The sequence below is a fragment of the Amycolatopsis endophytica genome (genome assembly GCF_013410405.1).
GTDB classification, from domain to species: Bacteria; Actinomycetota; Actinomycetes; order Mycobacteriales; family Pseudonocardiaceae; genus Amycolatopsis_E; species Amycolatopsis_E endophytica.
Window position 1 is genome coordinate 4,348,587 of the sequence record NZ_JACCFK010000001.1, and the last position, 23,080, is coordinate 4,371,666.

At 72.5% G+C, this 23,080-nt stretch carries 24 protein-coding genes; 9 read left to right on the forward strand and 15 right to left on the reverse strand.

Annotated features, from left to right (window positions below):
- Positions 1-28: 28 nt before the first annotated feature.
- From HNR02_RS21445 to HNR02_RS21455, 3 genes are all read right to left on the reverse strand, one after another.
- The gene (locus HNR02_RS21445) at positions 29-1,414 is read right to left on the reverse strand and encodes a vWA domain-containing protein (RefSeq protein ID WP_179774917.1); all 1,386 of its coding nucleotides are present in this window, start codon (positions 1,412-1,414) and stop codon (positions 29-31) included.
- A complete protein-coding gene (locus HNR02_RS21450) occupies positions 1,411-2,286 on the reverse strand; it encodes an AAA family ATPase (protein WP_179774918.1) in 876 nt (291 codons plus the stop codon). Before HNR02_RS21450 ends, HNR02_RS21445 begins: the two co-directional genes overlap by 4 nt.
- Positions 2,287-2,386: 100 nt before the next feature.
- Positions 2,387-3,151, reverse strand: a complete 765-nt coding sequence (locus tag HNR02_RS21455) for a maleylpyruvate isomerase family mycothiol-dependent enzyme (protein ID WP_179774919.1) — start codon at positions 3,149-3,151, stop codon at positions 2,387-2,389.
- Between the two features lie 390 nt (positions 3,152-3,541).
- Here HNR02_RS21455 and HNR02_RS21460 point away from each other — a divergent pair, with 390 nt between their 5' ends.
- On the forward strand, positions 3,542-3,928 hold the full coding sequence (locus tag HNR02_RS21460) for an STAS domain-containing protein (RefSeq protein ID WP_179774920.1): 387 nt from the start codon (positions 3,542-3,544) through the stop codon (positions 3,926-3,928).
- A gap of 18 nt (positions 3,929-3,946) precedes the next feature.
- Here the strand turns inward: HNR02_RS21460 and HNR02_RS21465 are convergent, their stop codons facing one another.
- Complete coding sequence (locus HNR02_RS21465; RefSeq protein ID WP_179774921.1) at positions 3,947-4,666, reverse strand: TetR/AcrR family transcriptional regulator; 720 nt, start codon at positions 4,664-4,666, stop codon at positions 3,947-3,949.
- Positions 4,667-4,739: 73 nt separating this feature from the next.
- Between HNR02_RS21465 and HNR02_RS21470 the strand changes: the two genes are divergently transcribed.
- Both HNR02_RS21470 and HNR02_RS21475 read left to right on the forward strand, forming a co-directional pair.
- Positions 4,740-6,233, forward strand: a complete 1,494-nt coding sequence (locus HNR02_RS21470) for an FAD-dependent monooxygenase (RefSeq protein WP_179774922.1) — start codon at positions 4,740-4,742, stop codon at positions 6,231-6,233.
- A 24-nt stretch (positions 6,234-6,257) separates the two neighbouring features.
- Positions 6,258-6,827, forward strand: coding sequence for a hypothetical protein (locus tag HNR02_RS21475; RefSeq protein WP_312861083.1), 570 nt, complete (start codon positions 6,258-6,260; stop codon positions 6,825-6,827).
- Here HNR02_RS21475 and HNR02_RS35110 read toward each other — a convergent pair.
- The 6 genes from HNR02_RS35110 to HNR02_RS21500 are packed head-to-tail and all read right to left on the reverse strand — an operon-like array spanning position 6,792 to position 12,944.
- Positions 6,792-8,006: a M20 family metallopeptidase gene (locus tag HNR02_RS35110; RefSeq protein ID WP_312861084.1), complete on the reverse strand. Its 1,215-nt coding sequence runs from the start codon at positions 8,004-8,006 to the stop codon at positions 6,792-6,794. The two genes, HNR02_RS21475 and HNR02_RS35110, sit on opposite strands and share 36 nt — an antisense overlap.
- The gene (locus HNR02_RS35115) at positions 8,003-9,010 is read right to left on the reverse strand and encodes a ketopantoate reductase family protein (protein ID WP_218903022.1); all 1,008 of its coding nucleotides are present in this window, start codon (positions 9,008-9,010) and stop codon (positions 8,003-8,005) included. Before HNR02_RS35115 ends, HNR02_RS35110 begins: the two co-directional genes overlap by 4 nt.
- Positions 8,997-9,761 (reverse strand): SDR family NAD(P)-dependent oxidoreductase, encoded by a 765-nt coding sequence (locus HNR02_RS21485; RefSeq protein ID WP_179774923.1) that lies wholly within the window; start codon positions 9,759-9,761, stop codon positions 8,997-8,999. Before HNR02_RS21485 ends, HNR02_RS35115 begins: the two co-directional genes overlap by 14 nt.
- The gene (locus HNR02_RS21490) at positions 9,761-11,047 is read right to left on the reverse strand and encodes an MFS transporter (protein WP_179774924.1); all 1,287 of its coding nucleotides are present in this window, start codon (positions 11,045-11,047) and stop codon (positions 9,761-9,763) included. Before HNR02_RS21490 ends, HNR02_RS21485 begins: the two co-directional genes overlap by 1 nt.
- Positions 11,044-11,940, reverse strand: coding sequence for a polysaccharide deacetylase family protein (locus HNR02_RS21495; RefSeq protein ID WP_179774925.1), 897 nt, complete (start codon positions 11,938-11,940; stop codon positions 11,044-11,046). The genes HNR02_RS21490 and HNR02_RS21495 overlap by 4 nt, the downstream gene beginning before the upstream one ends.
- Positions 11,937-12,944, reverse strand: coding sequence for an Lrp/AsnC family transcriptional regulator (locus tag HNR02_RS21500; RefSeq protein ID WP_179774926.1), 1,008 nt, complete (start codon positions 12,942-12,944; stop codon positions 11,937-11,939). The genes HNR02_RS21495 and HNR02_RS21500 overlap by 4 nt, the downstream gene beginning before the upstream one ends.
- 200 nt (positions 12,945-13,144) lie before the next feature.
- Here HNR02_RS21500 and HNR02_RS21505 point away from each other — a divergent pair, with 200 nt between their 5' ends.
- The 4 genes from HNR02_RS21505 to bdeA all read left to right on the forward strand — a co-directional run bounded on the left by HNR02_RS21505 (position 13,145) and on the right by bdeA (position 17,992).
- Entirely contained in the window at positions 13,145-13,525 is a 381-nt protein-coding gene (locus HNR02_RS21505; RefSeq protein ID WP_179774927.1) for an anti-sigma factor antagonist, read from the forward strand.
- Between the two features lie 73 nt (positions 13,526-13,598).
- Positions 13,599-14,441: an SAM-dependent methyltransferase gene (locus HNR02_RS21510; protein ID WP_179774928.1), complete on the forward strand. Its 843-nt coding sequence runs from the start codon at positions 13,599-13,601 to the stop codon at positions 14,439-14,441.
- A gap of 103 nt (positions 14,442-14,544) precedes the next feature.
- Complete coding sequence (locus HNR02_RS21515) at positions 14,545-17,040, forward strand: helix-turn-helix transcriptional regulator (protein ID WP_179774929.1); 2,496 nt, start codon at positions 14,545-14,547, stop codon at positions 17,038-17,040.
- Between the two features lie 82 nt (positions 17,041-17,122).
- Positions 17,123-17,992, forward strand: coding sequence for a bis(hydroxyethyl) terephthalate hydrolase (gene bdeA, locus HNR02_RS21520; RefSeq protein ID WP_179774930.1), 870 nt, complete (start codon positions 17,123-17,125; stop codon positions 17,990-17,992).
- Between the two features lie 20 nt (positions 17,993-18,012).
- On the opposite strand, the gene HNR02_RS21525 is transcribed toward bdeA, so the two are convergent.
- Together HNR02_RS21525 and HNR02_RS36525 are read right to left on the reverse strand one after the other, a co-directional pair.
- Complete coding sequence (locus tag HNR02_RS21525; protein WP_179774931.1) at positions 18,013-18,174, reverse strand: hypothetical protein; 162 nt, start codon at positions 18,172-18,174, stop codon at positions 18,013-18,015.
- Between the two features lie 28 nt (positions 18,175-18,202).
- On the reverse strand, positions 18,203-18,943 hold the full coding sequence (locus tag HNR02_RS36525; protein WP_179774932.1) for an IclR family transcriptional regulator: 741 nt from the start codon (positions 18,941-18,943) through the stop codon (positions 18,203-18,205).
- Between the two features lie 88 nt (positions 18,944-19,031).
- On the opposite strand from HNR02_RS36525, the gene HNR02_RS21535 reads away from it, so the two are divergent.
- Positions 19,032-20,030: a dihydroxyacetone kinase subunit DhaK gene (locus HNR02_RS21535; RefSeq protein ID WP_179774933.1), complete on the forward strand. Its 999-nt coding sequence runs from the start codon at positions 19,032-19,034 to the stop codon at positions 20,028-20,030.
- A gap of 11 nt (positions 20,031-20,041) precedes the next feature.
- Complete coding sequence (dhaL, locus tag HNR02_RS21540) at positions 20,042-20,638, forward strand: dihydroxyacetone kinase subunit DhaL (protein ID WP_179774934.1); 597 nt, start codon at positions 20,042-20,044, stop codon at positions 20,636-20,638.
- An 11-nt stretch (positions 20,639-20,649) separates the two neighbouring features.
- On the opposite strand, the gene HNR02_RS21545 is transcribed toward dhaL, so the two are convergent.
- The 3 genes from HNR02_RS21545 to HNR02_RS21555 all read right to left on the reverse strand — a co-directional run bounded on the left by HNR02_RS21545 (position 20,650) and on the right by HNR02_RS21555 (position 23,078).
- Complete coding sequence (locus tag HNR02_RS21545) at positions 20,650-21,747, reverse strand: MAB_1171c family putative transporter (RefSeq protein WP_179774935.1); 1,098 nt, start codon at positions 21,745-21,747, stop codon at positions 20,650-20,652.
- Between the two features lie 271 nt (positions 21,748-22,018).
- Positions 22,019-22,513: a hypothetical protein gene (locus HNR02_RS21550; RefSeq protein WP_179774936.1), complete on the reverse strand. Its 495-nt coding sequence runs from the start codon at positions 22,511-22,513 to the stop codon at positions 22,019-22,021.
- A 103-nt stretch (positions 22,514-22,616) separates the two neighbouring features.
- Positions 22,617-23,078 carry a hypothetical protein gene (locus HNR02_RS21555; RefSeq protein ID WP_179774937.1) on the reverse strand — a complete coding sequence of 154 codons (462 nt, stop codon included), beginning with the start codon at positions 23,076-23,078 and terminating at the stop codon, positions 22,617-22,619.
- Between the last annotated feature and the right edge of the window lie 2 nt (positions 23,079-23,080).

Consider the following 23,080-nt stretch of genomic DNA (forward strand, 5'->3'; position numbering starts at 1 on the left):
ACGACTTCGTTACTCCTCCCGCGCGGACTCAGCCGGGCAGCAGCTCGGTCACCAGGTGCGTGAGCTGCCGCAGGTTGCGGCACTCGTGCATCGGCACCACCCGGCCGTACTCCAGCGCGGCGGAATCGCCGGTGCCCCAGGCTGATCGCGCTTCCGGGTTGAGCCAGTGCACGTGCTTGGCCCGGCCGGCGATGCGGCGCACCGCCTCCAGGTTCGGGTCACCGCCGTTGGTGCGCCCGTCGCCGAGGATCAGCACCGACGTGCGCGGACCGACCGCATCGGCCCAGCCGTCGACGAAACTGGCCAGCGAACCGCCGTAGTCACTGCTCATGCCCCAGCGCGTGAGCTTCGCCTGCGTCAGGATCCGCCGCGCGAGGCCCTCCGGATCGGCGGAGCCCGCGGTGACCAGGCCGGTGATCTCGTCGGTCAGCTCGACGAACGCGAACGTGCGGATCTTGCTGAACTGGTCGGACAGCGCCTGCACCAGCAGCAGCGTGAACTGCGCGAACCCGGCCACCGAACCGGACATGTCGCACAGCAGCACCAGCTCCGGACGGCCCGGGCGGCGATCGCGCATCGCCGGGCGCATCGGCACCCCGCCGGTGGCCAGCGACCGGCGCAGCGTGCGGCGCAGGTCGATCTGCCCGCGCCGCGCGCGACGGCGGCGGGTCGCCAGGCGTGTCGCCAGCTTGCGGGACAACGGCTGGATCGTGCGGCGCAGTTCGGCCAGCTGGGCGCGGGTCGCGTTGGTGAAACTGACCAGATCGGTCTGCGGCGGCACCGCGTAGTGCGCGATGCGCTCGCGGCCACGCAGCTCGGCTGTGCGGCGGCGGGCCTCGGCCTGCACCGCCTCGCGGTAACGCGTGATGCGGGAACGGGCCTCGGTGCGGGCGACCGCCTCGGCGAAAGCGCCGTCGTCGGCGCGGATCGTGGTGAGCACCCGGTTCAGCAGCGCGTCCGGCCGCACGCGGTCCAGGGCCTGGTAGGCGGACCAGCCGCGCATCCCGCCCGCTCCGCCGCCCGAACCGCCGTCGCCGAAGGATCCGTAGCGCCCGAACTCCTCGACCGCCGCCGAGGCCAGGGACCGCAACCGCGCCTCGTCGCCCTCGGCCAGCGCGGCGACCAGCGCCTCCCGCAGCTCGGCCGCGTCCGCGGGCGGTGGTCCCGCCGATTCGGCGGAACCGACCGCGACCGGGAAGTACAGGTCGAACAAGGAGTCGAAGGTCGCCCGCTGACCCGACCGGCGCAGCACGGTCGCGGCGAGCGCGGCCCGCAGCTGCTCGCGGTCGGCCAGCCCCAGCACGTCGACCGCGGCCGCCGCGTCGACGGTCTCGCCGGGCCCGACGGCGATCCCGTGCTCGCGCAGCGAGCCGACGAACTCGACGAGCCGCTCGGGCAGGGCGGAGGCGCTCATGACAGGAGCGTGTCGAGCCGCAGCTCGGCGGCGGCCTTCCGGTGGTCGCTCTGGTACTTGAGGATCACACCCAGACTGGTCTCGACCACCTGCTCGTCGAGCGTGTCCGCGCCCAGCGCGAGCAGCGTGCGGGCCCAGTCGACGGTCTCCGCGATCGAGGGCGCCTTGCGCAGCTCCATCGACCGCAGCGCGCCGACCACCCGCACCACCGAGTCGGTCAGGCGCGCGTCCAGGCCCGGCACCTTGAGCGTGACGATGTCGCGTTCCAGCTCCGGCGCCGGGAAGTCCAGGTGCAGGAACAGGCACCGCCGCTTGAGCGCCTCGGACAGCTCGCGCGTGGCGTTGGAGGTGAGCAGCACGAACGGGCGGCGCCGCGCGCTGATCGTGCCCAGCTCCGGCACGGTCACCTGGAAATCGCCGAGGACCTCCAGCAGCAGGCCCTCCATCTCGACGTCGGCCTTGTCGGTCTCGTCGATCAGCAGGACGGTCGGGTCCGGGTTGCGGATCGCCTTGAGCAGCGGGCGGGGGAGCAGGAACTCCTCGCTGAACACCTCGTCGCGGGCCTGCTCCCAGCCCTCGTCGCGGCCCGCGGTGATGCGCAGCAGCTGCTTGGCGTGGTTCCACTCGTAGAGCGCACGGGCCTCATCGATGCCCTCGTAGCACTGCAGGCGGATCAGGTCACTGCCGGTGGCCCGCGCCAGCGCGTTGGCCAGCTCGGTCTTGCCGACCCCGGCGGGCCCTTCGACCAGCAGTGGCTTGCCGAGACGGTCGGCGAGGAAGACAGTGGTGGCGACGGCCGTGGACGCCAGGTACCCCGCACCGGCCAGGCGCTCGACGACCTCGTCCACCGAGTCGAACAACGGCTCCTGCATCGGGCCCTCCCCACTCGTCGCGCAATCCACCCATTCTGGGCCTTCGCCGAGCATCAGGGGGTCCTCTCGTGCGCAAGGTCACCGGCCGTCTTCGGGCGATTCAATCAGCCGGGTAGCGCGTGCACGACTCCACAGTGCGCCGGAGCGCGGACACATCGCCGGACACGGTCAGCGCATCCAGGGAACCGCGTCCCCACAACCAGAGATCGACATCCGTGGCTTCCCCCGACACCCGGCCGTCCGCGGCTGCCGCGGCTTCGGGGCGGATCACCGGATTGCCGTCACCCGAAGGCATCGTGACCGTCCACACGCGACCCGGACAGTGGACCTCGAACACCTCGCCCCGCCCCGGCACGGTGATCGTCGGCTCGGGGGCGGGGCGGTTCGGCTCCGCCAGCCAGAGCGTCAGCACCTCGTCCACGCCGTCGGCGGCCAGCGCCGGATCGATCACGGGCGGAAAGCCGAGCGCCTGTTCCAGGTCGACGCGGTGCACGGTGAACTCGTGGGCCATGCGCCTGCGCCAGAAGCCGAACGTGCGGTCGGCGGGGAACCAGGTCTGGCACGGGAAGCTCGGCGGACGGCTCGCGAGGCTGCGGAACAGGCCGTCGGCCGCGGCGCGGAACCACTCCAGCGCGTCCTGCCCGTCCGGCGGCTCGCGTTCCCAGTCCAGCGGCAGTGTCTGCGTGTCGACCCAGTCCGTGACCCGGTGCGCGACACCGCCCAGGTGCCGGATCAGCCTGCCGACGGTCCACCCCGGACACGCCGGAACGGGGAGATCCGGGTCGGCCGGCGCGGCGAGGACCCCGATCCCGTGGATCTCGGCGCGCAGTGTGTCGAGCAGGAACGGTTGATCGGGTGTTGTCATGACAGCGCCGAACATACCGGGTCGGTGATCGTCACGGGGGCCGGATCGGTTCCGAAGTGGACATAGGGACGCCTTCTGTCACAGCTCCATCGCGCGGGCGGGTGGCGCATTCACGCGAGTAGCCACGTCAGGTGACCGATGGAGGCGCATCCGGGTGGCGGGAGGCCGGCCGGGTTCACCGTACCGGGCCCTCGGATGCTCGGCAGGGTCCGGGTTCCGGGGGCGCCCGGATGCTGGGCGCCGCTCTCCGGAGGTGCGGGCGCGGACAGTCGTTGGCGTGATGGTGCCTGGTGGTGTGGCCGGCGCCGGGTCGACTACGCTGGTTGGACGCGGTTCAGCAGGCAGCCGCTCGATCATGCTGTCGCGACCCGGAGGGTAGGCGAGCGCGCAATGACCCGGGCTTCGCACGTTCCCGAGGAGCCGGCTGGCGTTCCCCAGTCGGCACCACTCTCCGTCGGCTCCCGGTGGCCGGGCAGCGATGTCGCCGTTCTCGCCGTCAGCGGTGAACTCGACCTGGCCACCGCGCCCCGGCTGGAGGCCGCTTTCCGCCGTCTCGCCGCGCGGCGGCCGCGACTCGTCGTCATCGATCTCAGCGGTGTCGAGTTCCTGGGCTCGTCCGGGCTCGCGGTGCTCACCTCCGCGGGCACCGCGGGCACCGCGGGCATCGTGCTGCGCATCGTGGCCCCGGGCTCGCTGAGGCGGATCTTCACCATGACGGGGCTGGACAAGGTGCTCGACCTGCACGACACCGTCGAAGAGGCGCTCGCGGCGGGCTGACCCGGGATCCGCCCGCGGTCAGGGTCCGCGCAGTGCCGCTTCGAGGCCGGTGAGCAGGCAGTCCAGCCCGAACTCGAACCGCGCGTCGAAGTCCGGGTCGGCGGCCTCGAGAACCCGGCGGTTGAAGTGCGGGTACCGCCCGGACTCGACGACCTGCCGGACGTAGGCACCGACCCAGCCGCGCCACTCGCCCTCGGTCATGCCCGTGCTGCGCTGCGTCTCCAGCTCGGCCAGTTCGGCGGAGACCGCGCCCAGCACGTGTGTGTTGAGCGTGGTCACGACCAGTGACGCGAGGGTCGGGTCGTTCGTCATCCGGGAGACCACGCCCAGTTCGTGATCGGCGCGCGCGATGACGTTGGGGCCGAGCGTGGGCCACCGGGCCGCCTGTTGCGCGAGCCAGGGGTGCCGCAGCAGCACGACGCGGGACCTGCGTGCGAGGCCGGCCAGTTCGTCGCGCCAGTCCTCGTCCGGGGAGGGCGGTGGAGCCGCCTCCTCGCCGTGGATCGCGTCCACCATCAGCTCGATCAGCTCGTCCTTGCTCGCCACGTGCCGGTACAGCGAGGTGGTGCCGGAGCCCATCTCGCTCGCGATCCGGCGCATGGACAGGGCGTCGAGGCCCTCGGCGTCGGCGATGGCGATGGCCGTCCGCACGATCTTGTCCTCGGTGACGACCGGCCGGGTCCGCGTGCTCCGGTCGCGCATCCAGACCGCGGTCGGCGGGTTCTTCGGCGAGGGCATGGGAACAGCGTACCTGTCGGGTACAGTGTGCCCATAAGTGGGAACACTGTTCCCAGTCGAAGGGAGAAACAGCATGTCGGACGTAGTGGTGGCCGGTGGCGGGTCGGTCGGTCTGGCCACTGCCGTGTTTCTCGCCCACCACGGGGTGCGGGTGCACGTCGTGGAGCGCCGGGCGGAGCTGTCGGTGCACCCGAGGGCGCTCGGGATCAGCCCGCGCACGTTGGAGTTCTTCCGCGAGGTGGGGTTGGGGCCCGCGCTCGAAGCCGTGGCGGTCCGATCGACCGCGCTGTGGAAGGCCGACGCGCGCACGGTGGCGGAGATCGATCGCGACCGGGCGCCGTACCCGGTGTCCGCGGTCTCCCCGGAGAGTCCGCGCGGGCACTACCCGCAGGACCGGCTGGACGCGGCCCTCCTGCCCGCGGCGCTCGACCGCGGCGTGACGGTGGAATTCGGCGCCGCCGTCACCGGCCTGGACCAGGACGGCGACGGGGTGTCCGTCGCGTTGTCCGGCGGTCGGGTGCTGCGGACCCGCTACCTCGTCGGCGCGGACGGGGTGAACACCGCCGTCCGGCCCGCGCTCGGGATCGGCGCCACCGGGCCCGGTGAGGTCGGGGCCCCGACGTTGAACATCCTGTTCGAGGCGGACCTCAACGGCCACTTCGGGCCGATGCCGACCATGGCCGAGATCGAGCACCCCGAGGTGCGGGGGATGCTGTTGAGCGTGGGGGAGCGGCGGTGGGTGCTGCACACCGCCGCGCCGGGCACGCCGGAGGACCTGGTGCGCACAGCGCTCGGAGAAGACGTGCCGGTCACCGTGATCGCGGCGAAGTGGTGGCGCGCGACGCTGCGGATGGCCGAGCGGTTCCGGGCGGGGCGGGCGTTTTTGGCCGGAGACGCGGCGCGGGCGATCTCCCCGCTGGGGGCGTTCGGGCTCAACACCGGTCTGGCCGACGCGCACAACCTGGCCTGGAAGCTGGCGATGGTGCTGTCCGGGCGCGCGGGCGACGGGTTGCTGGACACCTACCACGACGAGCGGCACGCCGTGGCGGAGTTCGTGACGCGGCAGGCGGCGCTGCGGTGGGAGAACCCGCGGATCCACTGGGACGCCTCCGCGGTCGCCGAGCGCGCGGCGGTGGGGGCGTGGAACGCGCCGATGGTGACGATGGGCTACCGGTACGATTCGTCGGCCGTGATCGGCGCCGTGGTCGAGCCACCGTCCACCGAGGACGTCGTGGCCGCGCTGGACGGGGCGCCGGGATCCCGGTTGCCGCACCGGTGGGTCTCCTCCGGCGTGTCCACACTGGATCTTGTGGGGTCACGGTTGACGGTGTTCTCGTCGGACTCGCTCTGGGCCGAAGCGGCGGGCAAGGCCGGCGCCCGGCTGGGGCTCGACGTGGGAAGCGCGGTCCTGCCGGACACCGGATGGCGCGAGGCCGTGGGCCTGGCGGAGGGTGGTGCGTTGCTGGTGCGCCCCGACGGTTTCATCGCGTGGCGCTCGACGACGCGGACACCGGACCCGGCCGGGATGCTGGAATCCGTGTTGACGCGGGTGCTCAGCCGACGTTGACGAGGCTGCCACGACGGATTCGGCGTGGCAGACTGGGGCATGCTCTTCGACCGCAGGGCGATCGAGGGACTGGCCGACGGCAGCATCACGCTGGCGTTCCGCCGGTGGGACGCGCCGTGCGTGCGGCCCGGCTCGCGGATGCGCACCGCGGCCGGGGTGGTCGAGGTGACCTCGGTGGAGGAGGTCACCTCGGTGAGCGACGCCGACGCCCGTGCCGCGGGCTTCACCTCCCCGTCGGAGGTCACCGGTCGCGGGGAGGGGACGCTGTACCGCATCGGGCTGCGGATGGCCGGCCCGGACCCGCGCGTGGCGCTCCGCGGAACCGCCGGCCTGAGCGACGACGACCGCGCCGCGATCGGCGCCGCCCTGTGGCGGATGGACCGCGTGGCGGAGGTGCCCTGGACGGGCGCGTTCCTGCGGCTGATCGCGGGCAACGAGGCCGTGCGGGCGGTCGAACTGGCCGAGCGGGTGGGTTTGCCGAGGGACGTCTTCAAGCGCCGCGTCCGGTGGCTCAAGGAACTGGGCCTGACGGAAAGCCTGGAGAAGGGCTACCGCCTCTCACCGCGGGGACGCGCCTTCCTCGCCGGCGGCTGACCAACCCCCGGCGTTCCCCCGTGCGGCATTGGGGAAGGCCAGCGCGTGCAGTACGGCGGCGGCCAGCGCGCTGCGTTCCAGCATGCCCTCCACGCTGATGTGTTCGTGCCGGGCGTGGGCGCCGTCGCCGAGTGCGCCGAAGCCGTCGAGCACCGGCAGGCCCATCGCGGCCACGAAGTTGCCGTCGCTGGCTCCGCCGACCGCGCATTCCCGCAGCGTCACGCCCAGCTCGGCGGCCAGGCCCTGTGCCAGCGAGAACAGCGACGCGATGCCCTCGCTGCGTTCCATCACCGGGCGGTTCCACCCGCCCTCGACCGAGACGGAGGCGCGGACGTCGTGCGCCGTCAGCCCGGTCAGCGCCGCCTCGATGCGTGCCGCCTCCGCCGCGCTCGACACGCGCACGTCGACCTCGCCGGAAGCGGAACCGGCGATCACGTTGCCCCGCGAACCACCGGACACCACGCCGACGTTCACCGTCGTCCCGGCCTGCAGATCCGTCAGCCCGTGCAGCGCCAGCACCATTCGCGCGATCTCGTCGACCGCGCTCGCGCCCTTGCCCGGATCGAGTCCGGCGTGCGCCTCCACCCCGGTCGCGGTGATCCGGTAGATGCCGACGCCCTTGCGTGCCGTCTTCACGGCGCCGTCGGCGGCGGCTTCGAAGACCAGCGCCGCCTGGACGCCGGACGCGGCGTCCTCGATCACCGGGCGTGAGACCGGGCTGCCGATCTCCTCGTCGCCGTTGAGCACCAGCCGCACCGGCGGACGCGGCAGTCCCGCCGCCTCCAGCGCCCGCAACGCCCATACGACCTGGACCAGCCCGGCCTTCATGTCGAACACACCCGGCCCCGTCGCCCGGTCACCGTCCACGGTGAACGGCCACCCGGCCAGTGTCCCCTGTGGCCATACGGTGTCGTAGTGGCACAGCAGCAGCACCGGATCCGCGCCGGAACCCGCGTAGTCGTAGACGTGCACGTCACCGAAGTCCCCGCCGTGGGTCACCCGCACCGACGACGGTTCACCGAGCCGCGCCCGCAGCCATCCGTCCAACCAGGACAGTCCGGCATCGAGCAGCGGCCGGTCGGTGCTCGGCGTCTCCAGGCCGACGTAGCGGCCCAGATCGTCGACCAGCTCGTCACGGTGTGCGCGCACCCACTCGTGCAGCGCCCGAACGTCCCTCACAGCATCCGCTCCAGTTCGCCCAGGTGATCCTCCGACATGAGCCTGCGACCGCTTTCGACGTCCCGCAAGAGGGCGAGCATCGCCGTCAGCAACGGCACCTCCACACCCCGCTCCGCGGCCTCGGCCAGCACCGGCCCGTAGTGGTGGTGCACCTCGACCGGCCGGTGCCGCACCGCGATGTCGCGCCAGATGCCGCTGCGGTCCTTCGGCTGGGTGCGCAGCCACGTCACCAGCCGGCCGGTGGCCGCTTCCCGCTCACCGGCGGACGCCGACGGCAGGTACGCGGCCGGGTCGAACTGGTCGAACGGTTCCAGCACCCGCTCACCCGCGACCGCCAGCACCTCCGCCGTGACGGCCGCCATCAGCGGCCGGTGCCGGTCGATGAGGTCGGCCATCGGCGCGTCCGCGAGCGCGGTGGTGGTCAGCATCGCACCGAAACCCAGCTTCGACCACAGGAAACCCTCGACGTTCGCCGTCGCCTTGGCCGGGCCCCACGCCTGCAGGTCGGCGACGATCCGCTCGACCCGTGGCGTGATCCGCCCGTCCGGTTCGCCGACGACGAGCGCGCCCTGGCCACCGTCCCGGATCACGCCGGGCTCGACGACGTCGGCGAACAGGTTCACGAACGCCCCGACGGTCCGCTCCGCGCCGACGGCCGCCGCGATCGCCTGCTCGTTCAGCCCGTTCTGCAGGGACACCACGAACCCGTCCGGCGCCAGCCGCGGCGCGAGCCACGGCAGCACGTGCTCGGTCGCCTGCGCCTTCACCGCGAGCAGCACTCGCGTCAGCCGGGCGGGCGCGTCGTCGGGGGAAAACGCTTCCACCGCCACCGACGAGTCACCCTCCGGTCGGCGCAGCACCAGTCCGCCACGCCGGATCGCGGTGACGTGCGCGGCGTCGGTGTCCACGATCCGGACCGGGTGCCCGGCCCTGGCCAGGTGGAACGCCAGTGTGCCGCCGATCGCCCCGCCGCCGACGACCGTGTACTCCTCAGACATGTTCATCGCCCTCCTGAACGGCTGTCGCGCCGTTCCAGTGCAGCGGCAGCCCCGGCGCGCCCGCGGTCGAGCCGCCGTCCACGCGCAGCACGGCGCCGGTGATCCACGAAGCCTGCTCGCCCGCCAGCCAGTGCACCGCCTCGGCGATGTCACCGGGCAGACCGCGCCGCCCGAGCGGGTTCACCGACACCGCGGCCGCGTACTCCTCGGTGACCGGATTGGCCGTGCTGTCCACGGTCACGAAGCCCGGGCTCACCGCGTTCACCCGGATCCGTTGTGGACCCAGCTCGACCGCGCACGCCTTGGTCAGCATTTCCAGCGCGGCCTTCGATGTCGCGTAGTGGGCGGCACCCGGGCGCGCGCGGGTCGCCGCGCCGGAGGAGATGTTCACGACCACGCCGGGCTTCCCGGCCGCGGCGCACTGCCGTCCGAACGCGACAGTCGTCAGCATCGCCGCGCGCACATTGACGTCCTGCACCCGGTCCCACGCTGCCGCCGTCATCTCCAGCAGGGGAGTGGCCGGGTAGATCCCGGCGGCGTTGACGAGCACGTCGACGTCTCCGGCGGAGTCCACAAGCGACGAAGCGAAGCCCGCATCGGCCAGGTCTCCCGCGAACGACGCGGCCTCCAGCGCACGCGCTCGCGCGGCCAGCCGCTCCGCATCGAGGTCGGCCAGGGTCAGCCGGTCGCCGCGGAACCGCGCCGCGATCGCGGCCCCGATCCCGCTCGCGGCGCCGGTGACGAGCACGTGCCGCACTACAGCTCCTTTCCCTTGGTCTCCGGCATCGTCGTGTAAACGCCGACGCCGATCAGCGCCGCGATCGCCACGTACAGCCACACCAGGTGACCGAGGCCGCCGGTGTTCATCCAGGTCGTCACGTAGGGCGCGGTGCCGCCGAAGAGCGCCACGGCCAGCGCGTAGGGCAGCCCGATGCCGGTCGTGCGGACCTCGGCGGGGAACTGCTCGGCCATGATCACGGCGCAGTTGGCCGAGTAACCGATGATCAGCACCATACCCACGATCTCGATGACCAGCAGTGTCCAGAAGCTGTCGGCCAGGAAGTGGAACGCGGGCCAGGAGAACAGCAGGAACCCGACGGCGAAGGCGGCCATGGTCGGTTTGCGGCCGATCCGGTCGGACAGCAGTCCGCCGAAGGGCAACAGGACCAGGAACACCACGATCGCGAGGGTGTTGGCCAGCAGCGCCTCGCTCAGCGGGATCCCGGTCGCGAGGTGGGCGTAGGTGGGCATGTAGGTGACCCACACGTAGTAGATGAGCGTGCCGGCGATGGTCACCCCGGCCACCCGCAGCGCGGCCTTCGGATGGTCGCGGAACATCGCCGTCAGGGGGTTGCCCCGCGGCCGGTCCTTGATACGGGTGAACGCCTCCGTCTCGTGCACCGAGCGGCGCAGCCACAGCCCGACCAGGCCGAGCATCCCGGCGATGGCGAACGCCAGGCGCCAGCCCCAGCTCTGCAACTGCGGCTCCGACAGCGTCGAGTTCAGCACCGTGCCCAGCAGCGACGCGATCAGCGCGCCCGCGCCGACCGAAACCTGCTGCCACGAACCCGCGAAGGCGCGGCGGCCGTCCGCGGCCGACTCGATCAGGAACGCCGAGGACGACCCGAACTCGCCACCCGCCGAGAAACCCTGCACCAGGCGCGCGAGCAGCAGCACCAGCGGCGCGAGCACGCCGACCTTCTCATACGTCGGGCACACCGCGATCACCAGCGACGCGCCCGCCATGAGCGAAATGGTGAGCGTGAGGCCCTTCTTGCGGCCGTGCCGGTCGGCGTAGGCGCCGAGCACCGCGCCACCGATCGGCCGCATGACGAACCCGACCGCGAAGACGGCCAAAGTGGACAGCAATGCGGTGGTTTCGTTGCCCGGCGTGAAGAACTGCCCGGCGAACACCGGGGCGAACGTGGCGTAGACGGCCCAGTCGACCCATTCGACGGTGTTGCCGACCGCGCCGGCGACGATCGCCTTGCGCTGGGCGGGAGTGAGCCGGTGCTCCTGCCCGGTGGCGGCCCGGGTGGTCATGGTGTCTCCTGCTCGGCGAGGACGTGGGCGACGACCTGGGCGTGCGTGGCGAACCAGACGTCGTGACCGCCGATGTGCTCCAGCAGCTCGGCGAGGACGGCCATCCGCGAGCGGTGGCCGATGATGTGCGGGTGCAGGGTGAGCTGGAACAGCCCGCCCTCGGCATGGGCGGCGTCGAACTCGTCACGCCAGATCGGCAGGACCCCGCGCGGCGGTGTGTACGGGCGCAGCGACGCGAACCGGTCCATCATGAAATACGGTGCGTCGTCGCGGATCCACTCCACCGGCAGCTCGACGACCCCGGTGGGTTCGCCGTCGGCCAGCAGTTCGTAGCAGTCGTCGTCGGCCATCAGCGACGAGTCGTAGGCAAGTCCCAGTTCGCGCGTGATCTCCAGGGTGTGCGCGGAGAAGTCCCACGACGGCGTGCGGATGCCCACCGGACGGGTGCCTGCCAGCCGCTCCAGCGTGTCGGCCGCGCGGAAGGCGAGGTCCCGTTCGGTCTCCGGGGGCAGCGAGGTGTTGCGCTCGTGGATCCAGCCGTGCAGCGCGACCTCATGCCCGCCATCCACGTAGGACTTCACCTCGCCGTCGTGCAGCAGCGCCGACACGGCGGGCATGAAGAACGTGGCCGGCGCGGAGAAGGAATCCAGCAGGCGCAGGATGCGCGGCACGCCGACCCGCGCGCCGTACTCGCCCTGGGCGAGCTTGCCGGGCAGCACCTCACCGTCGCGCAGGGCGGGTGTTTCGTGGTCGGAGTCGAACGACAACGCCACCGCGACGCGTGCGCCACCCGGCCACGACGACGGCCGCAGCGACCGCCCGGCCCGCACGCGCTCGACATGGCCCCGCCACGTGGGTTCGTCCCACTGCCACGGGGAAAGCTGCTCGGTCACGCGTCCTCCAGAACGGTTCGGGGAGTGGGGGTCCAGGCGCGCTTGAGGGTGGAGACCTGCAGCGTGACGTCCGCGGCCCGCAGGCCGGGCAGCGCGCCCACGACATCGGTGGTGTGGCGGTAGAGCTCGCCGTAGTGGCGCAGCACGACCTGGCCGACCAGGTTGAACCGGCCGGTGGTCGCGGACAGGTAGCGCGTGCCCGGATGGGCCGCCAGCTGCTGCCCGGCCGCGTCCAGGTGGGCGGGCAGCACCGACAGCCACAGCATGAACTCGACGGTGTAGCCGAGGATCTCCGGTTCGGCCAGGGTCCGGAAGCGCAGGCAGCCGCGCTTGACGAGGCTGTCCACCCGCCGCGCCGCGGTCGACTCGCTGCCGCCGACCTGCCGGGACAGCTCCTTGAACGACATCCGGCCGTCCTCGCCGAGCGCGGCGATGATCGCCAGGTCCAGCTCGTCCGGCTGCTCCGGCGGCCGCTCCCACAGCTGCTCCTCGAACGGCCGCACCTCCCGTCCGCGCAGGCCCGCGACGGCGTCCGCGCCGAGCACGCCGGAGTCCCAGTCGTGGTTGGAGGTGAAGGTGCGCATGACGGCGAGCGTTTCGGTCTCCAGGACGTCGTCGCCGCCGGGCAGTCCGTCGGACTGGATGCGCGCGATGTCGGAGTGCGTGGGCAGCACCAGTTCGGCGGTGAGGTCGGCGCTGCCGGTCAGCACGCTCGCGTAGCGCGTTTCCGGACGGGCCGCGACAGCCTCGGCGACCGCGCCCGCGGTGCCCGGGCGGCAGCGGAACCGCACCAGCACCGGCACGCCGAGCCCGCACCGCAGCACGTCGACGACGCCGATCACGCGCAGTTGCCCGCTCTCGGTGAGCTGGCCCGCCCGGCGCAGCACCGTGGACTCGCTGGTGCCGGTGTGCCGGGCGATCGCGCCCCAGGACGCCCGGCCGTTGAGCTGCAGTGCCGCCACGATACGGCGATCCAGCTCGCGTGTTTTGACGTCCTTAGGCATGACACGGATCGTCGATGCAGGAAAACGTCATGTCAAGAGCTTGAATGCAGGAAACTTGCGTGCAACAGGATCGTCATGCCGCGACCCGACGAGGCCGACGAGGACAGATCACCTGGTCAGGGCGGTCGGCAGGTGGACAGTCCCCAGGTCGCGTGATAGGACAAACCGCACCGGGCACGGGCGCAGGGGAGGGCAGCGGCATGTCGGTCAGCTCCTCTCCCGATGGCCTGATCACGGTCGCGCGCGAGGTACGCGGTCAGGCGGTGATCGTGCGGGTCGCCGGCGAGGTGGATTTCAGTTCACTCGTGCACCTCCAGGACGAGCTCAGCGCCGCGGTCGCCGATGCCGCACCGCCCGGGCCCGTCGTGCTGGACCTGGAGGAGGTCGGCTTCTTCGGCTGGTGCGGGCTGACCCTGCTGGTCAACCAGGACGACCGGTGCACCCGCAGCCACACGCCGCTGCGGGTGGTCGCCACGACCGGGACGGTGCTGCAGCCCCTGCGTCTGGCCGGCCTGGGCGAGGTGCTGCCGGTCTACCCCGATGTGGCCTCTGCCCTGGCGGAAGAAGCGCCCGTAGGCTGAACGGACGGGTGGTTTCACTCCACGGACGTGTACCACTACCCTGTGTGGACCCCGCTCCGAGGAAGGTGTGCGTATGTCTTCGTCACCCAGTCAGGTGCCGGTCGGCGTCGATCCCACGCGGCCCAGCATCGCCCGCGTCTACGACGGGTTCCTCGGCGGCAAGGACCACTACGAGGTCGACCGCGCGGTCATGCAGAAGATCAACCAGGCGGTGCCCGAGGCAGTCGACATCGCCCGCGGCAACCGCGGTTTCCTCAACCGCGCCTGCCGTTTCCTGGCCACGCAGACGGGGGTGACCCAGTACCTCGACTGCGGTTCCGGCCTGCCCACAGCGGAGAACACGCACCAGATCGTGCAGCGCGCCAAGCCCGAGACGACGGTCGTGTACGTCGACAACGACCCGGTCGTCCTCGCGCACGGCCGCGCGCTGCTGGAGGAGAACGACTTCGTCCACATGATCGAGGGCGACATCTTCGTTCCGTCGGCGGTGCTGGGACACGAGGTCGTGCGGCGGCACCTCGACTTCACCCAGCCGCTGGCGCTCCTGCACGTCGGCACCCTGCACCACTACGAGGGCGATGGTGCGGTGGACATCATGCGCGCCTACATCGACGCGCTGCCCTCCGGGTCCTACGTCGTGTTCTCGCATTTCTTCGACCCCGAGGTGCCGCAGCTGACCGAGGTCGCGAAGCGGATCGAGGACATCCTCGTCAACGGGCCGATGGGCGCCGGCCGGTTCCGCACGCGCGAGGAGATCCTCGCGATGCTGCCCGGCCTGGAACTGATCAGGCCGAACGCCCTGTCCGAGCCGGGCGCGCTGGCGCCGTGCGACGCGTGGTGGCCGGACGGTCCGCGCCTCAACCCGCTCAGTGACGCGGGCCAGTGCATCGTCGGCGTGGTGGGCCGCAAGCCGTAACTTGTCACGGGCGTGCGTGTTCCTGGCGCAAAAACCGGTGAGCGGGTGAGTTTCCGGTCTCGATCCCTTCCCGGCCGTGGCGCGCGTCGGTCACGATGACGGCATGGGCGCCGATGCTGTCGGCCAGGTGGCTCTGCGCGGACGTGACCGCGAACTGACGGTCCTGCGCCGCGCGCTCGGGGATGCCCGGGACGGGCGCGGCGGCGGTCTCGTGGTCCTCGGTGGCCCCGGTTCCGGCCGGTCCGCCCTGCTCGCGGCGGCACGGGCCGAGGCGTCCGGGTTCACCGTCCGCGCCGCGCGGGGAGTCGAGTCCGAGCGGGGCTTGCCGCACTGCGGTCTGCTCCAGCTCCTGCCCGGCCAGGCGGATCCGCCCACGGACCCATTGCGGCTCGGGCACACGGTGCACGCGGCCATCGCCCAGGTCCCTGCTCCGCTGTTGTGCCTGGTCGACGACGCCGACCTGCTCGATCCCGAGTCCCGCGAAGCGCTGGCGTTCGCGGCGCGGCGCCTGTCCGCGCTGCCCGTGCTCGTGCTGTTCTCGGCCACCGGGCCGATCGACGGGCTGCCCGGGCTGTGGCTCGATCCGCTCGACCGCGAGGCGAGCGCGCGGGTGGTGGCCGACCACGGCGTCGCCGACCCTGCCCCGGACCTGCTCGACCTGGCCTCGGGCAACCCGCTCGCCCTCACCGAACTGGCCGCCACCGGACACATCCCGCCGCACAGCCGCCTGCGCGCGTCCGTCCGCGCACGGCTCGCCGGACTCGGGCCCGGCGCACGCGACCTCGTGCTGATGGCCGCGCTCGACGACTGGCTCGACGTGGACACCATGGTCCGCGCCGCCGGGCGGTCCGGTGTGGACCTCCGATCCCTGGAGGACGCGCGCGAAGCCGGGTTCGTGCGGCTCGACGGTGACCACGTCGTCGCCGCCAGCCCGCTGCTGCAGACCCTGCTGCGGGAAGAGGCACCGCTGGCGGACCGGCGCGCCGTGCACGCCCTGCTGCTGTCGGTACTGGACCCCGTGCGGCACCGGCTGCGGTGCACCTGGCACCGGGCCGCGCTCGCCGGTGGCGCCGAACCGGAGCTCGCGGGGGAACTGCTCGAATCGGCGGCGGAGTTCTGGCTCGCCGGACGGCCCCGCCGGGCGCGGGCGCTGTTGCGACAGGCCCGGCCGCTCGCTCGCGGCACGTCCGTTCGCGGCATCGCCGACCTGGTGCAGGGCAGTCTGGAAATGCGCGAAGGCACGCCCGCGGTGGCCAGCGAAACCCTGCTGGTCGCCGCGAACCAGCTGTCCGGATCGCAGCGGGATCTCGCGGTCACCGCGCTGATGCTCGCCGGGGAGGCGAGCTGCGTGGCCGGCGACTACGTGCGGTACTACGCGATCGCCGACCGGGCGCGGCGGTTGCACCGTCCCGACGACTCCGCGCGGATCCGGCTCGTGCTCGACCACTTCGCCGGCATGAGCGACGCCTACCGCGGACGGCACGACCGCGCGGCCGGGCCGCTGCGCCGGGTCGTCGGCCTCGGCGAGATGCTCGACGAACCGGCGACCAAGATCTGGGCGAGCCAGGCCGCCTACACCCTCGGCGACGCCGCGCGGGCCCACGAGCTGGCGGTGGCCGCAGTCACCGGCGCGAGCAGCCGCGGCACCGCCGCGCTCGTCCCGTGGGCCCTGGTGTACGTCGCGCTCTCCGAACTGTTGCTGGACCGGCATTCGAGCGCGTTGTCCAACGCGCTCGAAGGTCTGCGGATGGCGCGGGCCATCGGCCAGCCCAACTCGGCCGTCGACCACCTGACGATCCTCGCGCTGGAGGCGGCGCTGCGCGGCGACCGGGACACCACCCGGACCCGCCTGGCCGCGGCGTCACACGAGGTCGCCACCCGCGGTCTGGGCAGGCCGGGCGCGTTCAGCACCTGGGCGTCGGCGTGCGTGGACCTGGCCGACGACCGGCCGGAGGACGCGCTGGACCGGTTCCGGCTGATGGCCGCCGGGACCGGGCGGGTACACCCTGGCGTGCGCGCGATGGCGACGCCGCACTTCGTGGAGGCCGCGGCGCGCTGCGGTCAGCAGGCCAAGGCAGCCGCGGCGCTGGCACCGTTCGAGGACTGGGCCCGCAGCACCGGCAGCGACGTGCGGCTGGCCCTGTCCCACCGTTGCCGCGCTCTGCTCGGCGACGCCGACGCCGACGACCACTTCGAAACCGCGATCGGCCTGCACCGCTCCAGCCAGACCGCGCTGGAACTGGCGAAGACCGAGCTGTTCTACGCGCACCGCCTGCGCCGCAACCGCAAGGCCCGTGCCGCGCGAGAACTTTTGCGCGAGGCCTTGAAGATCTTCCAGCGCTACGACGCGCCGCACTGGGCCGAGCGCACCACCGCGGAGCTGCGGGCGGCGGGGGAGTCGGTGGGGGGCTGCGGGAAGACCGCGGAACTGACGCCGCAGCAGCTGCAGATCGCCCGGCTGGTCGCCGGCGGCGCGACCAACCGCGAGATCGCCGCGCAGCTCGTCATCAGCCACCGCACGGTCGACCACCACCTGCGCAACATCTTCGCGCGGATGGGCCTGCGCTCGCGCGTCGAGCTCGCCGCCCGCTTCCGCTGACTGGCGATTTCACCGATGCGCGCACCGGCGGGAGCCTGCCAGATTTGCGTGGTTCCCCTCTCACGGAAAGGGAGTTCCAGCAGTGCGACGTTCACCAAGACATCTGGCCGGGCTCGTCACGGCGCTGGCGCTGGTCGCGGGCACCGCGGCCGCGACGGTTCCCGCCCAGGCCGCGGACAACCCCTACGAGCGCGGCCCCGACCCGACCGAGTCGAGCATCGAAGCCTCCCGAGGCTCGTTCGCCGTGTCGCAGACCCGCGTGTCCTCGCTGGTCGTGACCGGCTTCGGCGGCGGCACCATCTACTATCCGACCGACACCAGCCAGGGCACGTTCGGCGCGGTCGCGATCTCGCCCGGCTTCACCGCCGACCAGTCCAGCATCGCCTGGATCGGCCCGCGCCTGGCGTCCCAGGGCTTCGTGGTGTTCACCATCGACACCATCACCCGCTACGACCAGCCCGCCAGCCGCGGCGACCAGCTGCTGGCCGCACTGGACTACCTGACGCAGCGCAGCTCGGTACGCACCCGGATCGACACCAGCCGCCTCGGCGTCGCCGGGCACTCGATGGGTGGCGGCGGCACGCTCGAAGCCGCGAACGACCGGCCCGCGCTGCAGGCCGCGGTGCCGCTCGCGCCGTGGGACCTGAACAAGAACTTCTCCGGGGTGCGGGTCCCGACGTTCATCATCGGCGGCGAGGCCGACACGGTCGCGCCCGTGTCGTCGCATTCCCAGCCGTTCTACTCGACGCTGCCCGGGACGCTCGACAAGGCCTACATGGAGCTGGACAACGCGTCGCACTTCTTCCCGAACCTGCCGAACACCACGATGGCCAAGTACATGATCTCGTGGTTCAAGCGGTTCATCGACGACGACACCCGCTACGACCAGTTCCTCTGCCCGGTGCCGAACGATTCGGATATCAGCGAGTACCGCTCCACCTGCCCGTACTGATCCCGTCCGGTTGCGGCGGATTAGGAGTCTTCGCGCTCCTGGTCCGCCGGGTCTTCGTTCTCCGGGTCTTCGCCGCGGGCGCCGAACCCGGGGGCCGGTTCCGGCGCCCCGGTGCCTGCGTCCGCGGCGGCGATGCGCTCTTCGCCCAGGTAGGGGTCGGGTTCGAAGGGTGAGGTCGTCATGGGCGGCGGGTACCCGCGCGGCGGGTGATCATGCCTGCGGTGGCCAGGCCGGTGCGCCCAGCTCGCGGGAGACCGCCCGCGCCGCCTCGCGGACCGCTCCGGGCACCGTCGGTCCGGCAGGCCAGTCCGTCATCGGCACCACGACCCCGATCGCCCCGGCGACGTCTCCCGCGGCGTCGAAGATCGGCGCGGCGACACCGCATTCGCCGATCACCGCCTCCTCCACCTCGGTCGCCAGCGCCTCGTCGCGGATCCGCGCCAGGTGCGCGGCCAGCTCGCCCGGATCGGTCACGGTGTCCCGGGTCATGCTGCGCGGCTCCTCCGGCGCGAGGTCCGGCGACCAGGCCAGCATCGCCTTGCCCAGCGCGCACGCGTGGGCCGGGATGACGATCCCGACCTCCGGCATCTGACGTGACCCGTCCGGGCGCGGCTCGTGGTGCACGATCATCACCTCGCCCGGCAGCAACACCCCGGTCCGCACCGCGGACCCGGTCGTGCGGGCCAGTTCCGCGGCCCAGGTCAGGGCGCGGGAGCGGAGTTCGAGGGTGTCCAGGTAGACGTTGCCGAGCTTGAGCACGGCCGGGCCCAGCCGGTAGCGAGCGGACTCGCGGTCCTGCAGCACCAGGCCGTGGCTCTGCAGGGTCTTGATGATGCCGTGCACTGTGGACGGTGCCAGCCCGAGCCGGGCGGCGATCTCGGACAGGCTCAGCCGCCGTTCCGCCTGCAGCACGGCGAGCACGCGGACCGCCCGGTCGACGGACTGGATCACCGCCGCACTTTACAACAGGCCCCGGTCGTTCTATGTTCATCCGCATTCGACGATGTCGAATGTCAGTCGACGATGACGGAGGGGCGGTATGGCGGTACGCCAGCTCGTGAACGATCCGGACGATTTCGTGCGTGAGGCGCTGGAGGGGCTCCAGCGCGCGCACCCGGATCTCGTCCGCTGCCACGACGACCCGGCCTACGTGGTCCGGGCGCGGCAGGCGGACAAGGTCGCGCTGGTTTCCGGCGGCGGCTCCGGGCACGAGCCGCTGCACACCGGTTTCGTGGGCACCGGCATGCTGGACGCGGCCGTTCCGGGCGCGGTGTTCGCCAGCCCGACGGCGTTCCAGATCCGCGCCGCCATCGGGGCGGCCGATCGCGGGCGCGGCGTGCTGTTGATCGTCAAGAACTACACCGGCGACGTGCTCAACTTCCGCATCGCCGCCGAACTGGCCGCCGACGACGGGATCGACGTGCGCACCGTGCTGGTCGACGACGACCTGGCCACGGACGGCCAGGAGGACGGCGCACCCGGACGGCGCGGTACGGCGGCCGTGGTGGCGGTGGAAAAGATCTGCGGCGCGGCGGCGGAGAACGGCGCTTCGCTGGACGAGGTCGCCGCGCTGGGGGACCGGATCGTGTCCTCGGCGCGCACGATGGCACTGGCGCTGGCGGCGTGCACCCAGCCGGGGCAGGACCGGCCGTCGTTCGACCTGCCCGACGGTGAGATCGAGTTCGGCGTCGGCATCCACGGCGAGCACGGGGTCGGGCGACGGCCGTTCGCGCCGGCGCGGGAACTGGTTGCCGAGCTGGCGAAACCGCTCGTCGCGGCGCTCGGACTGGGCCGGGGTGACCAGGTGATCACCATTGTCAACGGGCTGGGCGCCACGCACGGGCTGGAACTGTCGGTGGTGCACCGCGAGCTGGCCGGTTTCCTCGACGGGCTCGGTGTGCGGCTTTCGCGTTCGCTGGTCGGAGCGTACGTGACCGCGCTGGACATGCGCGGCTGCTCGATCACGCTGCTGCGCGCCGACGACGAACTGACCGCCCTGTGGGACGCCCCGGTGCGCACCCCCGCCCTGACCTGGTGAAGGAGACCACTATGGACACTCGAGCCTGGATCGGCCGGTTCGCCGCCGTGATCGACGAGCGTGGCGCCGAACTCACCGAACTCGACCGCCTGGCAGGCGACGGTGACTACGGCACGAACCTGCGTTCGGCTCTCGGCCGGGTGCGCGCCAACCTCTCCGCGGAGAATCCCAGCACACCGGGCGCCGTGTTCACCGCGGTGTCCAACGCCTTCCTCAACACGGGCGGCACGAGCGGTCCGCTGTTCGGCATGTGGTTCCGCGAGTTCGCGAAGGGACTCGGCGACGAGGTGACGACGCGATCACTGGCCACGGCGGCGACCGAGGCGGAAGGGACGGTCCGCCGGCTCGGCGGCGCCGAAGTCGGGCACAAAACCATGGTCGACGCCATGGTCCCCGCTGCTCGTGCGTTGTCCGACGCGGCGGAGCGGGGTGCTCCCGTGGAGACGGCGTTGAAGGAGGCCGCCGCCGCGGCCGATACCGGGGCGCGGTCGACCGAGGCGTTGCTGGCGAAGCGGGGGCGGGCCAGTTACGTGGGGGAGCACGCTCGCGGGGTCGTCGATCCGGGCGCGTTGACCGTCGCCTGGTTCTTCGCCGCCGCTGTTTCGTAGGCGCTACCCCGTCATCCGGACCGCGCGGATCCGCCGGTGAAGTGCCGGACCGCGGACGAGTTCTGGTGCTCGGCGAGCCGGAGCGCGAAGCCGACTTCCCCGGCCCAGTCGTCCGGTTCGTCGCTTGGCGCCGGGGCCGGGTGCGGGGCGGCGCCGCGTGCTTGTGCCGCTTCGGCGAAGGGGAGCCAGCAGGCGGTGGCCACGGCGTCGTCGCGCGCGTGCACGTGGGCGGCTTCGACGATGTCCGGGCCCGCGTAGTCGCGCAGGACGACGACGGCGTCACGGATCTCGATGACCCGGCGGTAGAGCCTCAGGTCGCTGGTCCACCGGCCGTGCTCGGGCAGGCGGACCTGCGGGACGGCCGTGGTGAGGCGCCGCCACAACGGTTCCAGGCGGCGCAGTGTCCGGCGGTCGCCCGCCGCGTGGTGCAGGCGCAGCAGCTGCGGCAGGGCGATGCCGAGCGCCATCACCCAGGCGGTGACGCCGATGTTGAGCGGGAACGCACTGGGCAGCCACGGGGCGCGGGTGATGAGGAAGCCGGGTACGACGAGCGCCCAGAACACGGTCGACGACACGAACCCGGTGACGAGCACGGACAGCCCGGCGCGCAGCGGGAGGTTCGTCGCCCGGCGGGCGTAGCGGGCGCACAGAAGCGCCGACGGCCCCGTGCCCAGCACGTGGGTGAGGCAGAGGAGGCACCAGAACAGCGCGAACCGCGACCCGTCCGCGGACGTCACGCAGGTGCCCGTGTTGAGCGCCAGGAGCGCGACGCCGACCGTCGCGGCCGCCGAATAGACGAGCACCGGACGCCGGCGCGACGTGGCGGCCAGGACGAAGTCGAGGATGAGCGCCGAGCTGAGGACACCCCACACGTTCATCACGACGCCGCACCGGGTGCCGAGGTGGAGCGCGTGGTGCACCAGCGAACGGACCGGCTCGACGTAGATGGTGATCGACGCGGCCAACCCGGCGACCGCGAGGAACATCCGCCGCCGCGGCGCCGAGCCCCGGACCGCCGCCGCTGCCCTGACGAGCAGCGCACCCCACAGGGCGACGACCCCCGGCACGAGCACGGCCGTCCCGATCGTGTGCAGGACGTCCCCGGTCACCCGCGCACCCCCGCCGGAACGCTGCCACCCCGCGCCGCGCCGGCCCCCGCCACTCCGGCCCCCGCCACTCCGGCCCCCGCCACTCCGGCCGCCACCACGCGCTCGGGAGGGGCCAACACGCCGCCGGGAGCGGCCAACACGGCGCCGGGAGCGGCAAACACGGTCGCGGCGGTGTGTTTGCCGCCGGGGGCGGTGTGTTGGCCGTTGCGGGCATCGATTTTGCCCGCGAGGGCGGTGTGTTGGCCGTTGCGGGACGGGGGCCGGGTGAGGGTCACTGCCAACTGCCCCGCAGGCCGAGCGCCGTCTCGAATTCGCCGAGCACCCCGCTCGTCCAGCTGCGCTGGGCGCGGGCGGCGGTGCGGATGAGGCTCGCGATCAGCTCCGCCTCCTGTTCCTCGTCGGTGGTGTAGGCCGTGCGGGTGAGGAGGCGTTCGATCAGCTCGGGGGACAGATCCGGCAGGACGCGGGCCAGCGGGTGCGCCCCGCCGGGGCCGGGGTGGTCGCGGAGAAGGTGCCCGATCTCGTGGAGCACGATGTGGTCGCGGTGCAGGCGGCTGGTCTTCTCTTCGACGTAGATGACGTCGTCCGCGGGCAACCGGATCCACACCCCGCACACGTCGGCGCCCGTCGGCAGGGCCCGGACGTGGATCGGGCGCCCCCGCTGCCGGGCGAGAGCCTCGACCAGCTCCGGCACCGAAAACGGACGGGGCATCGGAAGGCCGGCCACCAGGGCGCGGCACTCCCGGAGCGTGCGCCGGGTCAGCACGGTGCCTCCGCCCGGGTCTCGTCCGGCGGCTCCACGGCGCGGGGCGGACGCGGGGCGCTCGCCGTGTGGCGCAGCGTGGGTCGGGTCAGCACGGCACCTCCGCTCAACGCTTCCCGCAGCGGCCCTCCGCGCCCGGCTCGTCGTCCGGCGGGGCGAGTCGCTCGGATTCGCGGGCCTCGGTGACCATGGCCAGCAGGGCGTCCAGCGTAGCGTCGGACAGGCCGTCCGCGCGCAGGGCGATCGAGCGGACCTTCTGGTTGCGCAGGGCCTTCGCCAGTTCCAGCTGCGCGTCGACCCGGGAGGTCATCGCGTCGTCCAGGAAGTAGTCGGCCGGGACGCCGAAGAACGCGGCGAGCGTGCCCAGCGTCTCCTGCGTCAGGTTGCGTTTGCGTCCGCTCGCCAGCTCCCACAGGTACGTGCTGGACAGCGTCGCTCCGGTGCGTTCACGGATCTGCGCCGCCAGACGCGCGTACCCGGGCCTGCCATCGGGGTACAGGGTGGCGATCAGATGGGTGATTTTGGCGGCGAGGGGTCCGCCCTCCCGTACACCCCGGTCCGGGTCCATCG

Bases quoted from the DNA above. Each gene is read 5' to 3' on its own strand.
- HNR02_RS21445 (WP_179774917.1), bottom strand. From the start codon at position 1,414: ATGAGCGCCTCCGCCCTGCCCGAGCGGCTCGTCGAGTTCGTCGGCTCG.
- HNR02_RS21450 (WP_179774918.1), bottom strand. From the start codon at position 2,286: ATGCAGGAGCCGTTGTTCGACTCGGTGGACGAGGTCGTCGAGCGCCTG.
- HNR02_RS21455 (WP_179774919.1), bottom strand. From the start codon at position 3,151: ATGACAACACCCGATCAACCGTTCCTGCTCGACACACTGCGCGCCGAG.
- HNR02_RS21460 (WP_179774920.1), top strand. From the start codon at position 3,542: ATGACCCGGGCTTCGCACGTTCCCGAGGAGCCGGCTGGCGTTCCCCAG.
- HNR02_RS21465 (WP_179774921.1), bottom strand. From the start codon at position 4,666: ATGCCCTCGCCGAAGAACCCGCCGACCGCGGTCTGGATGCGCGACCGG.
- HNR02_RS21470 (WP_179774922.1), top strand. From the start codon at position 4,740: ATGTCGGACGTAGTGGTGGCCGGTGGCGGGTCGGTCGGTCTGGCCACT.
- HNR02_RS35115 (WP_218903022.1), bottom strand. From the start codon at position 9,010: ATGAACATGTCTGAGGAGTACACGGTCGTCGGCGGCGGGGCGATCGGC.
- HNR02_RS21490 (WP_179774924.1), bottom strand. From the start codon at position 11,047: ATGACCACCCGGGCCGCCACCGGGCAGGAGCACCGGCTCACTCCCGCC.
- HNR02_RS21500 (WP_179774926.1), bottom strand. From the start codon at position 12,944: ATGCCTAAGGACGTCAAAACACGCGAGCTGGATCGCCGTATCGTGGCG.
- HNR02_RS21505 (WP_179774927.1), top strand. From the start codon at position 13,145: ATGTCGGTCAGCTCCTCTCCCGATGGCCTGATCACGGTCGCGCGCGAG.
- HNR02_RS21510 (WP_179774928.1), top strand. From the start codon at position 13,599: ATGTCTTCGTCACCCAGTCAGGTGCCGGTCGGCGTCGATCCCACGCGG.
- HNR02_RS21515 (WP_179774929.1), top strand. From the start codon at position 14,545: ATGGGCGCCGATGCTGTCGGCCAGGTGGCTCTGCGCGGACGTGACCGC.
- HNR02_RS21525 (WP_179774931.1), bottom strand. From the start codon at position 18,174: ATGACGACCTCACCCTTCGAACCCGACCCCTACCTGGGCGAAGAGCGC.
- HNR02_RS21535 (WP_179774933.1), top strand. From the start codon at position 19,032: ATGGCGGTACGCCAGCTCGTGAACGATCCGGACGATTTCGTGCGTGAG.
- dhaL (WP_179774934.1), top strand. From the start codon at position 20,042: ATGGACACTCGAGCCTGGATCGGCCGGTTCGCCGCCGTGATCGACGAG.
- HNR02_RS21555 (WP_179774937.1), bottom strand. From the start codon at position 23,078: ATGGACCCGGACCGGGGTGTACGGGAGGGCGGACCCCTCGCCGCCAAA.